We start from the raw sequence: 11,128 nt of genomic DNA, 5'->3' as shown, positions 1-11,128 counted from the left end.
GCCGGGGCGCGTGCCGGGGTCGACGCCGGCGGCGGGCGCCGCGGCGCTGGGGCCGGGCGCGGGCGCGGTGGCGTCGCCGGTCGCCGGGGTGCTTTCGGGCGCGGTGACGCCGGTGTCCGCGGTGTCTCCGGGCGGTGGCGACTCGGCGGTCAGCGGCGGGCTGTCGACCTCCTGCCCGGCCGGCGGGTTGTCCTCCCTGGTCGGTACGGGCAGCCAGGGGGCGTTGGAGTTGCCCGACATCAGCGTGGCGACGATGACGACGGCGTAGACCCCGCAGGCCAGGGCGATGGCCATGCCGATCCGGCGGTAGCGGCGGCTGCGGCGGCCGGACTCGTCGACGAAGACGGGCCGGTCTGCGGGCGCATCGGCGCCCCTGCCTTCCTCGGCCTGGCGCAGGAAACCGTCCCCGAGCTGCACGGCGTCGAGCTGGACGGTGACCTCGTGCGGATCGTGGGTCTGCCCGTCCATGTCGCCGGCGTGCTCCGGCCGGCCGGCCTCCTCCTGCCAGGGGTCGCGGACCGAGGTCCGGCTCACCGGGGCGAACGAAGCGTCCTCGCCGTCGCTCTGGCGGGGAATGCCGGCCAGTACCTCCGTCCCGGCGGGCAGCCGGTGGCGGGCCGTCCGGACGTCATGACCGGGGAGGACCTGCGTGGCTCTCCGGTCCCGGACTCTTCCGTCCGACGGGAGTTCCCCGGTAGTTGTAGCGGCCTCGGGCCACTCGGGTTGGGCGTCTTCTCGCCACTCTTTCACGCGCACGCACTTCCCCCCACGGGATGGTTCAGGTGCGCTTGACGACCTGAGCACCCGCCGTCGGACCGGGCCCCCACCCGTCCCAACGCACCCCTATTACCACACCGTGCTCAGGCATTGAATGTAGCGCACGGGGAGGTTGTGTGTGAGCACGGGCGTCGAATCGTGTCAGTCGTGAGACGCCATGAGGACATCGTCACCGGCCGGAATCCACCCTCCGCTGGGCCGCCTCAGCCACCCCTCCTCGACGGCGAGCCGAGCCGCCGCCCGCCGCAGCGCGTCGAACGCGGGGTGGGTCAGGCCCTTGCGCCACACCAGGGAGACGGGGGACAGCGGGACCGGGTCGATCAGGGGCCGCACCACCGTCGACGGCAGGGCGGGGAAGTCCACGACGGCCAGGATCGGGTTGCGTGTTCTGGCCATGATCCGCTGGAACTCCTCGTCTCCGACGGCCAGCGGCGCGGGGGGCGCGACATCGATGTTCCGGCCCTCGAACAGCAGCCGCGCGAGGCCGGTCCACTCCGGCGTGCGCGGATTGCCGGCGCCCGCGTAGACGCTCTCACCGGCCAGCTCGGCCAGCGGCACGGACTCCCGTGCGGCCAGCCGGTGGTCCTCGGGCAGTACGACCGCCATCGGCTCCAACCGCACGGGCTGGTGGTCGAGTCCGGACCGCAGCGCCGGGTCCAGTCCGGCGAACCGCCCGAACGACGCGTCCAGCCGGCCGGCGAGCAGTTCACCGGCGGCTCCGGTCAGGCCGCTCTCGTAACGGGCCATCAGCTCGTGCCGGGGGGCGAGTTCCCGCGCCTCGTGCAGGACGCGGCGCGGTGTGACCAGGCCCGGGGAGTTGAGGTCGACCAGCAGCGGCCGGGCCTGACCGAAGGCGGTGAGCAGCTCGTCCTGGGCCCGGAGCACCCGGCGGGCGTACGGCAGCAGCCGCTCCCCGTCGGGGGTGAGCGTCACCCGCCGGGTGGTCCGCACGAACAACTCGGCCCCCAACTCCCGCTCCAGCCGCCGCACGTCCCGGCTGAGCGCCTGCTGAGCCACGTGCAACCGCACCGCGGCGCGCGTGAAGTGCAACTCCTCGGCAACGGTGACGAAGCCACGCAGCAGACGAGGGTCGAGATGGGCGGACATGCGGCGAATTTACAGCGCCCCGAGGGTCGAGCAGGTGGGGGTGTGGGCGCACCTCGGCTGCGGGGAGACCGGCGGCCGGGCCGGAGGGGCAGGAGTGGCGTGGCGGGGGTGGCGGGCCACCGGCGGCACCTGCGGCACGCGGGGTGCCGGGGCCCGCCCGGCACCGGCCGCACGCGGAGTGCCGGGGCCCGCCCGGCACCGGCCGCACGCGGGGGTGCCTGGGGCATGGCCCGTTCAGGTGCCGATGTTCCTACGAGGGGTGCCGCCCTGGCCCTTCCCAGGGTCCGCCGCCCCTGACGCTTCCGGCCCCGGCTCCGCACCCGCCGCACCCGCCGCGGGCGGAGCCTGGCCCACCCTGTGGCGCGGCGCCGACCGCATCGGCGGCCTGGTCAGGGTGATCTGGCGGACGACCTGCTGGAAGCATGCCAGGGCCGCGAGGCCGGGCAGGGCCGCCGCCGCGATGCCGAGGATGGTCCGGGGCGCCTGGACGACGCACAGCAGCACGGCGATACAGGAGAAGACCAGGACCACGCACCAGGAGTGCACGGCACGGCGCTGGTGCAGCGCGGCCCGCAGGACGGACAGGGAGCCCACCAGCCAGGGCCCGTACACCAGCAGGGGCCACCAGGTGCGCAGCCCCGGCGCCCCGGGGGACACGGCGACCAGCCGCAGCGGGTCGTAGGCGACGACACCGCTCAGGAGGCTCACCGCGGAGGCGATGACCGCGACCAGGGCCGCGACGAGGAGGCTCGTGGTGCGGAGCACGCCCCCGGCCTTGCGGACCCGGACCTTGCGGTGCCGTCTCGGAACCTCCCGCACGGGCGGCAGTTCCTCGGTGATGTCCTGGAGGCGCCGCATGTGGGTCACCGGTGCGGAGACCGGGGCCGGGTCCTCGGCGGGGGGCAGGTCCTCGGCACGGGGGGCGGGGACCCTCGCCTGCTCTCCGAGTGCTTCCTCGAGGATGAACGCGAGTTCCTCAGCGGGGTCCCAGGTCGGGTCCGGTGGTGTCAGCGGTGTGATGAAATCCCGGGCCGGAGCCCGATGCCGGCCGGTGCCCTCAACTTTGTCGTACACGGCGCGCCCCGCTTATTCCGCGAGCGCGAAAGCCGGCCAATCCGTCGCACTGATCCACCGTCGGGCAAGATCCTTTTCCAGGGTGCTCATGGCGTCGATGAAGTCGCGCAGCACCGCCTCGGTCACCTGCAGCGTGACCGGGCAACCGCCTTTCGTGAGCGTCCCGTTGACTGTCGCCGACGAGTGCGCTGGAGCGGGAATGTAGGTGTACGGGCCGAGCGTTACCGCCCAGCCGTCTTTCCTGGTCGCCTCGGTCATGTCTCGACTAACCGTCGGCCCACTTCAGCGGATGCGCGGCAAACGAGTGAAGGAATTTCCCGAATGAGCATCTTTTCCACGCGCTATGAGGAGCATCAGTAATCTCCATATCCCTGTATGAAGAACAGAGAGCGAATGTTTCCCGCCATGGGCTTTCGGCCTCGCGCCAGGGATTCACAACCCGGGTGCGTGAGTGTGCGCGGAACAGGTGTTGGACCTCCTGATCGTCCCCGGGCGACGGTGGACGCATGCCCCGACTCTCCCCGTACCGCCGCCTGTTCCGCCTGCCGGGCGCCCGCGCGTTCACCGCCGGGAACCTCCTCGCCCGCCTGCCGATGGGCATGTTCAGCGTCAGCGCGGTCGTGATGATCGCCGGAACCCGGGGCTCGTACGCGCTCGCCGGTGCCGTCACCGCGACGGGACTCGCGGCGACCGCACTGGTCGCGCCGTGGATCGCGCGGCTCGTCGACCGGTACGGCCAGGCCCGGGTGGCCCTGCCCGCCACGGTGATCGCCGTCCTCGGCTCCCTCTCCCTGCTGCTGTGCGTGCGCCACGACGCCCCCGACTGGACCCTGTTCGCCTCCTACGCCGCCACCGCCACGACCCCCAACACCGGCGGCATGTCCCGGGCCCGCTGGGCGCATCTGCTGGCCGGCGACCACAAGGCGCTGCACACCGCCAACTCCTTCGAGCAGGCGGCGGACGAGCTGTGCTTCATGCTGGGCCCGGTGCTCGCGGCCTTCCTGTGCGGGACGCTCTTCCCCGAGGCCGGCACGTTGGCCGGCGCGGTGCTGCTGCTGACCGGCATGGTCCTGTTCACGACCCGGCGCGCGACGGAGCCCCCGGTCCGTGCGCACATACCCGGCAAGGCGCCCCTGCGCGCCCCCGGGATCCCCCCGCTGCTCGCGGTCTGTCTGGCGATGGGCGGCGTCTTCGGTGCGACGGAGGTCGTGACACTGGCCTTCGCCGACGCGCAGGGGAGGCAGTCGGCGGCCGGTGTCGTGCTCGCGCTGCAGGCCGCGGGCTCCTGCGCGGCGGGCCTGCTGTACGGCGCGGTGAAGCCCACCGGCCCGGCCGCGGCCCGGCTGCCCCGGAGCGTGGCCGCGATGGCCGCGCTGCTGACCCTGCCCCTGCTGGCCGCGGCCCTCAGCGGTTCGCTCCTCCTGCTGGCGGCCGCGCTGCTGGTGGCCGGGATGGCGACGGCCCCGACGATGGTCACCACCATGACGCTGGTCCAGGAGCGCACTCCCGAGGGCCGGCTGAACGAGGGCATGACCCTCGCGGTGACCGGCCTGCTCGGCGGCATCGCCTGCGGCAGCGCGATCGGCGGCTGGACGGTGGAGCACCTCTCCCCGACAGTGGGCTACGCGATTCCGGTGACGGCGGCGGCCACGGCCCTGGCCTTGTCCCTGACTCTACCTCTGGGCAGTTCTTCGAATCGCTTCACCAAGATTCCTGCGCACCATTGACGCCCTCGCGTCCCCCGCATACGTTCGATCGTCGAAGCGCTTCGACATCTTGCGCCGGGAGAGTGGGGACCCACATGAAGTTCACCGACGGCTACTGGCTCCTGCGCGAGGGCGTGACCGCGTCGCACCCGGCCCAGGTCCTCGACGTCAACGAGTCGGACGGCGCACTGGAGATCCACGCGCCGACACGGCCCGTCCGCTCCCGCGGCGACCTGATGACCGGCCCGGTGTTCACCGTCAGGGTGCACTCCCCCATGCCCGACGTCATCGGACTGACCCTGACGCACTTCACCGGCGGGGAGCCCCGCGGCCCCGAGTTCGAGCTCGCGACGTCGGACACCGCCGCGGAGATCTCGTACGACGACGAGCACGCGACCCTGACCTCCGGCGACCTGTCGGTCCGGCTGGCCCGCGGCGGCCCCTGGGAGGTCGAGTTCCTCGCGCACGGCCGTAGCCTCACCCGCAGCGGCCACAAGAACGCGGGCATCATGCGGGACGCCACCGGCGCGCACCACCTGCGCGAACAACTGGTCCTGACGGTCGGCACGTCCGTCTACGGCCTCGGTGAGCGCTTCGGCCCGCTGGTGAAGAACGGGCAGGTCGTCGACATCTGGCAGGCCGACGGCGGCACGTGCAGCGAACAGGCCTACAAGAACGTGCCGTTCTACCTCACGGACGCCGGCTACGGCGTCTTCGTCGACCACCCGGGCCAGGTGTCCTTCGAGGTCGCCTCGGAGGTGGTCTCCCGGGTGCAGTTCAGCGCGGAGACCCAGGAGCTGACGTACTACGTCATCCACGGCCCCACCCCGAAGGACATCCTGCGCAGGTACACGGCCCTGACCGGCCGCCCGGCCCTGCCGCCCGCCTGGTCGTTCGGCCTGTGGCTGTCGACGTCGTTCACCACCTCGTACGACGAGGAGACGGTGACGTCCTTCATCGACGGCATGCGGGAGCGCGAACTGCCGCTGTCCGTCTTCCACTTCGACTGCTTCTGGATGCGGGAGTACCACTGGTGCGACTTCCGGTGGGACCCGCGGCTCTTCCCCGACCCGGAGGGCATGCTGGCCCGGCTGAAAGCCCGTGACCTGCGCGTCTCCGTCTGGATCAACCCGTACATCGCCCAGCGCTCCCCGCTGTTCGACGAGGGCAAGGCCCTCGGGCACCTGTTGAGGCGACCGGACGGCAGCGTCTGGCAGTGGGACATGTGGCAGCCCGGGATGGCCCTGGTCGACTTCACGTCACCGGCGGCCCGCGACTGGTACGCCGGCAAGCTGGAGGCGCTGCTCGCGCAGGGCGTCGACTGCTTCAAGACCGACTTCGGCGAACGGGTGCCCCTCGACGTGGTCTGGTCCGACGGCTCGGACCCGGAGCGGATGCACAACTACTACACGTACCTGTACAACCGCACGGTCTTCGAGGTGCTGCGCAAGCACCGCGGTGAGCAGGAGGCCGTGGTCTTCGCCCGCTCGGCGACGGCGGGCAGCCAGCAGTTCCCCGTGCACTGGGGCGGCGACTGCGAGGCGACGTACGAGTCGATGGCGGAGTCGCTGCGCGGCGGGCTGTCCCTCGGCCTGTCGGGCTTCGGCTTCTGGAGCCACGACATCGGCGGCTTCGAAGGCACTCCCACACCGGCCCTGTTCAAGCGCTGGCTGGCCTTCGGCCTGCTCTCCTCGCACAGCCGCCTGCACGGCAGCAGCTCCTACCGGGTCCCCTGGCAGTTCGACGAGGAGTCGGTCGACGTGGCCCGTCACTTCACCCGGCTGAAGCTCCGCCTCATGCCCTACCTGTACGAGACGGCCCGCACGGCCCACACCGAGGGCCTGCCCGTGATGCGGGCCATGGTGCTGGAGTTCCCGGACGACCCGGGGTGCGCCCACCTGGAACGGCAGTACATGCTCGGCCCTGACCTGCTGGTCGCCCCGGTGTTCAGCGACGAGGGCGACGTCACGTACTACGTCCCCGAGGGCACCTGGACGCACCTGCTGACCGGCGAGACGGTGACCGGCCCGCGCTGGGTGCGCGAGCGGCACGGCTTTCTGAGCGCGCCGCTGCTGGTCCGGCCCGGCGCGGTGATCCCGGTCGGGGCGCGGGACGACCGCCCGGACTACGACCACGCCGACGGGGTGACCCTGCGGGCGTACGGCCTGCGCCCCGGCGACGAGGTGACGGTGCCGGTCGGGGACGTGACCTTCACGGTCGTCCGCGAGGGGAACACGCTGCGGGCGACGTGCACCGCCCCGGCAGCGGCCTGGAGCCTGGCCGCGGGCACACGCGAGATCCAGGCGCCGCCCGGCACGGGCCTCCTCACCCTGGAGCTCGACTGATCGTCGAGACACGGCGCCACCGTTGCGTCGGCAGAGGCCGCTGCCGCCTCCGCCGACGGAACGGGCCAGTGCGTCACCCGGCCTTTTTGCACGATCGCATGCCCGCATGCCCGCATGCCCGCATGCCCGCATGCCCGCATGCCCGCTTGCCCGCATGACGAAGGCCCCGCCGCTCGGCAGCGGCGGGGCCTTCGCCCACATGGGATGAGTGGAGATGGCGGGAATCGAACCCGCGTCCAACGGTGCAGAATCAGGGCTTCTCCGTGTGCAGTTCGCTGCGATTTTCTCGGCCCCGGCGATCACGCGAACAAGTCGCCGACGGGCCCAGTCACTGTTCGATTTCCCATCGAACCCCGTGACCGGGCTCGATGGTTTAGTCCCCTAGATTATGCCAGGATCCGGGCCGGGAACACTCCCGGGCTGACACCCATTTAGGGTCCTTCAGTCACTGCTTATCAGGCAGCGAGGGCGAAGGACTGGGAATCGCGCTTGGTGTTGGCGATTATTTTTTGCGACATATGGTTTACGAGATCATTGCCGCTTCCTCGACACGCTTCCCCTGCTTCGACAGCCGCTGTCGAAACCGATCATCCCCATGTTGTGTTGACAATCCCTCCGAAGAGGGGCGCGCACCCGCCGTGGGGTGCAGACACCATCGTACGTGACCAACGCAGGTCGGTGCCAGCGTATTCCCTACGCCCCGCGCTGCCTCCGCTTCACCGCCGCGATCGCGCGGTCGGTCTCCCGGCGGTCCTGCTTCTCCCGCAGCGCCTGACGCTTGTCGTACTCCTTCTTGCCCTTCGCCAGCGCGATCTCGACCTTGGCCCGGCCGTCCTTGAAGTACAGCGCGAGCGGCACGATGGTGTGGCCCGTGTCCCCCGACTTCGACACCAGCTTGTCGATCTCCGCGCGGTGCAGCAGCAGCTTCCGCTTGCGCCGGGCGCTGTGGTTGGTCCAGGTGCCCTGGCTGTACTCCGGTACGTGCACGTTGTGCAGCCATGCCTCACCGTCTGTCAGCTGCACGAAGCCGTCGACCAGCGACGCCCGTCCCTGGCGCAGGGACTTCACCTCGGTCCCGGTGAGGACCAGGCCGGCCTCGTAGGTGTCGATGACGAGGTAGTCGTGCCGCGCCTTCTTGTTCTGCGCGATCAGCTTGCGCCCTTTTTCCTTAGCCATAGTGCCGCCCATTTTCGCACTACGGAGGGGCCCTGCGGAAAGTCGATTACGAGGAGCTCGCGAGGCCGCGCAGCACGGTCCCGGCGCGCTGGAGGGCGTCCTCGCCGGTCTCCAGGTCGGGCGTGATGCCCCGGCCGTCGACCCCGCGGCCGGAGGGGGTGCGGTAGTGCCCGACGGTGAGCTCCGCGACGGAGCCGTCGGGCAGCCGGCTCGGCATCTGGACCGAGCCCTTGCCGAAGGTGCGGGAGCCCACCACGAGCGCCCGCCCGCGGTCCTGCACGGCGCCGGTGAGGAGCTCGGCCGCGCTCATCGTCCCGCCGTCGACGAGCGCGACCAGCGGCCTCGTGGTGTCCCCGCCGGACTCGGCGTGCAGGGCGCGCTGCTCGCCGTCGACGTCGTAGGTGGCGACCAGGCCGCCGTCCAGGAAGGCGGATGCGGCGGTCACGGCCTCGGTGACCAGGCCGCCGGAGTTGCCGCGCAGGTCGAGGACGATCCCGGCGCGGGGCGGGGTCCGGCGCACGGCTTCGCGGACCTGGCGGCCGGAGCCCTTGGTGAAGGTGTCGACCTTGATGACGGTGACGCGGCCCGCGAGTTTCCGGACGGTGACCGAGTCCGTGGACAGCTGGGCCCGGCGCACGGTCTCGGTCCACGCGCGACCGCCGCGCTCCAGGCCGAGACGGACCGTGGTGCCCGCGGGGGCGTCGGTGGCGTCACCGCGCAGCAAGGAGACGACCTCGGTGACGGGCCGGCCGTGGGTCTTCTCTCCGTCGACGCTGCGCAGCTGGTCTCCGGGGCGGATCCCGGCGGTGGCGGCGGGCGATCCGGCGCGCACCCTCGTCACCTCGATACGGCCGTCCCGTTCACTGCGGGCCCACAGGCCGACACCGGTGTACTGGCCGTCGAGGGACTCCTCGAACTCCTCGTACTCGCCCGGGGAGTAGACGGCGCCCCAGCGGTCCCCGCTGCGGCTGACGGCGCGCTTCGCGGCCTGCACCGGGGACGTGCCGTCGGCCATGGCCTCCTCGGCGGCCCGGGCCACATCCGCGTGGTTTGCGGCCGAACCCGCCGAACGGACCTCCTCCGGCGCGGACTTCCCCTGGCTCTGGGGCAGCGCCCCGGTGGCCGCACCGGCGACGAGCACGCTCGTGAACACCAACGTCAGGGCGGCCCCGCGACGGATGCGACGGGGCTGACAGAACGGGTCACGACCTGACATGCCGGTGAGTCTAGGACAAGCGGAAGGGCCGTACGGTCGGTTGACCGTACGGCCCCTCTTGGCATGCGTCACACCTTCAAGTACTTGCGCAGCGCGAAGAACGCGGCCAACGCGGGCATCAGGAGGCTCGTCGCGAGGATGAGCGGCAGCTTGGTGAAGACGGCGTCCCAGCCGATGAAGTTGATCAGTGTCAGCTGGTCGGCCAGGGCGAGCCCGTGGTCGATGAGGAAGTACCGGGCGAGCAGCAGGAAACCGCACGCGAGGGTGCCGCCGATGAGTCCGGCGACCGCGGCCTCCATGATGAACGGCGCCTGGATGTAGAAGCCGGAGGCGCCGACCAGCCGCATGATGCCCGTCTCACGCCGTCGGCTGAACGCCGAGACGCGCACGGTGTTGACGATCAGCATCAGGGCGACGACCAGCATCAGCGCCATCACCGCGCGGGCGGCCCAGTTCATGCCGTTCAGCAGCTTGAACAGGTTGTCCAGAATGCCCTTTTGGTCCTGCACGGACTGCACACCGTCCCGGCCGTTGAAGGCGGTGGCGATGACCTGGTACTTCTCCGGGTCCTTCAGCTTGATGCGGTACGACTCCTGCATCTGGTCCGGCGTGAGGGAGCTGGCGAGCGGGGAGTCGCCGAACTGCTCCTTGTAGTGCTTGTACGCCTGGTCCTGCGACTCGTACGTGACGGCCTGGACGACGCCCATCTTGTCGAGGTCGGCCTTGATCTGCGACTTCTGGTCGTCGGTCACCGCGCCCTTGGCGCAGTTGGGGTCGGACTCGGCGTCGCTCTTGTTGCAGAGGAAGATCGAGACGTTGACCTTGTCGTACCAGTAGCCCTTCATGGTGCTGACCTGGTCGCTCATCAGGAGCGACCCGCCGAACAGAGCGAGCGACAGGGCGACGGAGACGACGACGGCGAAGGTCATCGTCAGGTTGCGGCGGAGACCGACACCGATCTCCGACAGGACGAACTGGGCGCGCATGGCGACTGGTTATGCCTTTCCGTGGATCTCGGGTGCGGTATCAGTGCTGGTAGCCGTAGACACCGCGGGCCTGGTCGCGGACGAGGCGGCCCTTCTCCAGTTCGATGACGCGCTTGCGCATCTGGTCCACGATGTTCTGGTCGTGGGTGGCCATCACCACGGTCGTGCCCGTCCGGTTGATGCGGTCGAGCAGCTTCATGATGCCGACGGACGTCTGCGGGTCGAGGTTGCCGGTGGGCTCGTCGGCGATGAGCAGCTTGGGGCGGTTGACGAAGGCCCGCGCGATGGCGACGCGCTGCTGCTCACCACCGGACAGCTCGCCGGGCATCCGGTCCTCCTTGCCGCCGAGCCCGACGAGGTCGAGCACCTGCGGCACGGACTTGCGGATCTCGCCGCGCGACTTGCCGATGACCTCCTGCGCGAAGGCGACGTTCTCGCCGACCGTCTTGTTCGGCAGCAGGCGGAAGTCCTGGAACACCGTCCCCAGCTGGCGCCGCATCTGCGGGACCTTCCAGTTGGAGAGGCGGGCGAGGTCCTTGCCCAGAACGTGCACCTGACCGTGACTGCACCGCTCCTCGCGGAGGATCAGCCGCAGGAAGGTGGACTTTCCGGAGCCGGAGGACCCCACGAGGAAGACGAACTCGCCTTTCTCGACCTCCAGGGATACATCCCTGAGGGCGGGGCGGGTCTGCTTGGGGTAGACCTTGGAGACGTTGTCGAATCGGATCACGGATGCACCAC

Annotated in this window: 9 protein-coding genes, 1 other RNA gene and 1 pseudogene; 2 read left to right on the top strand and 9 right to left on the bottom strand. The window is 70.8% G+C overall.

What is annotated here, in order from left to right:
* The 4 genes and pseudogenes from FDO69_RS39010 to FDO69_RS38995 all read right to left on the bottom strand — a co-directional run.
* Positions 1–750 (bottom strand): annotated as a pseudogene (locus tag FDO69_RS39010) (hypothetical protein); the annotation flags it as partial.
* A gap of 168 nt (positions 751–918) precedes the next feature.
* Positions 919–1,884, bottom strand: coding sequence for a LysR family transcriptional regulator (locus FDO69_RS39005; RefSeq protein ID WP_104788497.1), 966 nt, complete (start codon positions 1,882–1,884; stop codon positions 919–921).
* A 234-nt stretch (positions 1,885–2,118) separates the two neighbouring features.
* Positions 2,119–2,958, bottom strand: a complete 840-nt coding sequence (locus FDO69_RS39000; RefSeq protein ID WP_234388292.1) for a hypothetical protein — start codon at positions 2,956–2,958, stop codon at positions 2,119–2,121.
* A gap of 12 nt (positions 2,959–2,970) precedes the next feature.
* The gene (locus tag FDO69_RS38995) at positions 2,971–3,216 is read right to left on the bottom strand and encodes a hypothetical protein (protein ID WP_053669824.1); all 246 of its coding nucleotides are present in this window, start codon (positions 3,214–3,216) and stop codon (positions 2,971–2,973) included.
* Positions 3,217–3,464: 248 nt separating this feature from the next.
* Here FDO69_RS38995 and FDO69_RS38990 point away from each other — a divergent pair, with 248 nt between their 5' ends.
* The gene (locus FDO69_RS38990) at positions 3,465–4,685 is read left to right on the top strand and encodes an MFS transporter (protein ID WP_104788494.1); all 1,221 of its coding nucleotides are present in this window, start codon (positions 3,465–3,467) and stop codon (positions 4,683–4,685) included.
* A gap of 74 nt (positions 4,686–4,759) precedes the next feature.
* Entirely contained in the window at positions 4,760–7,009 is a 2,250-nt protein-coding gene (yicI, locus tag FDO69_RS38985) for an alpha-xylosidase (protein WP_104788491.1), read from the top strand.
* Between the two features lie 206 nt (positions 7,010–7,215).
* Here yicI and ssrA read toward each other — a convergent pair.
* The 5 genes from ssrA to ftsE form a co-directional block, all read right to left on the bottom strand.
* Positions 7,216–7,604, bottom strand: a transfer-messenger RNA (tmRNA) gene (ssrA, locus tag FDO69_RS38980).
* A 98-nt stretch (positions 7,605–7,702) separates the two neighbouring features.
* A complete protein-coding gene (smpB, locus tag FDO69_RS38975) occupies positions 7,703–8,185 on the bottom strand; it encodes an SsrA-binding protein SmpB (protein WP_104788488.1) in 483 nt (160 codons plus the stop codon).
* A gap of 46 nt (positions 8,186–8,231) precedes the next feature.
* On the bottom strand, positions 8,232–9,401 hold the full coding sequence (locus tag FDO69_RS38970) for a S41 family peptidase (RefSeq protein ID WP_104788485.1): 1,170 nt from the start codon (positions 9,399–9,401) through the stop codon (positions 8,232–8,234).
* Between the two features lie 68 nt (positions 9,402–9,469).
* The gene (ftsX, locus tag FDO69_RS38965; RefSeq protein WP_104788482.1) at positions 9,470–10,387 is read right to left on the bottom strand and encodes a permease-like cell division protein FtsX; all 918 of its coding nucleotides are present in this window, start codon (positions 10,385–10,387) and stop codon (positions 9,470–9,472) included.
* 40 nt (positions 10,388–10,427) lie between these two features.
* On the bottom strand, positions 10,428–11,117 hold the full coding sequence (gene ftsE, locus FDO69_RS38960) for a cell division ATP-binding protein FtsE (RefSeq protein WP_003990615.1): 690 nt from the start codon (positions 11,115–11,117) through the stop codon (positions 10,428–10,430).
* Positions 11,118–11,128: the final 11 nt, after the last annotated feature.

The organism is Streptomyces tibetensis (genome assembly GCF_007655005.1).
GTDB lineage: Bacteria > Actinomycetota > Actinomycetes > Streptomycetales > Streptomycetaceae > Streptomyces > Streptomyces tibetensis.
Note: the sequence above shows the minus strand (reverse complement) of the source record. Positions and strands in the feature narration are given on the sequence as shown.

Bases quoted from the DNA above. Each gene is read 5' to 3' on its own strand.
- FDO69_RS39005 (WP_104788497.1), bottom strand. From the start codon at position 1,884: ATGTCCGCCCATCTCGACCCTCGTCTGCTGCGTGGCTTCGTCACCGTT.
- FDO69_RS38995 (WP_053669824.1), bottom strand. From the start codon at position 3,216: ATGACCGAGGCGACCAGGAAAGACGGCTGGGCGGTAACGCTCGGCCCG.
- FDO69_RS38990 (WP_104788494.1), top strand. From the start codon at position 3,465: ATGCCCCGACTCTCCCCGTACCGCCGCCTGTTCCGCCTGCCGGGCGCC.
- yicI (WP_104788491.1), top strand. From the start codon at position 4,760: ATGAAGTTCACCGACGGCTACTGGCTCCTGCGCGAGGGCGTGACCGCG.
- smpB (WP_104788488.1), bottom strand. From the start codon at position 8,185: ATGGCTAAGGAAAAAGGGCGCAAGCTGATCGCGCAGAACAAGAAGGCG.
- FDO69_RS38970 (WP_104788485.1), bottom strand. From the start codon at position 9,401: ATGTCAGGTCGTGACCCGTTCTGTCAGCCCCGTCGCATCCGTCGCGGG.
- ftsX (WP_104788482.1), bottom strand. From the start codon at position 10,387: ATGCGCGCCCAGTTCGTCCTGTCGGAGATCGGTGTCGGTCTCCGCCGC.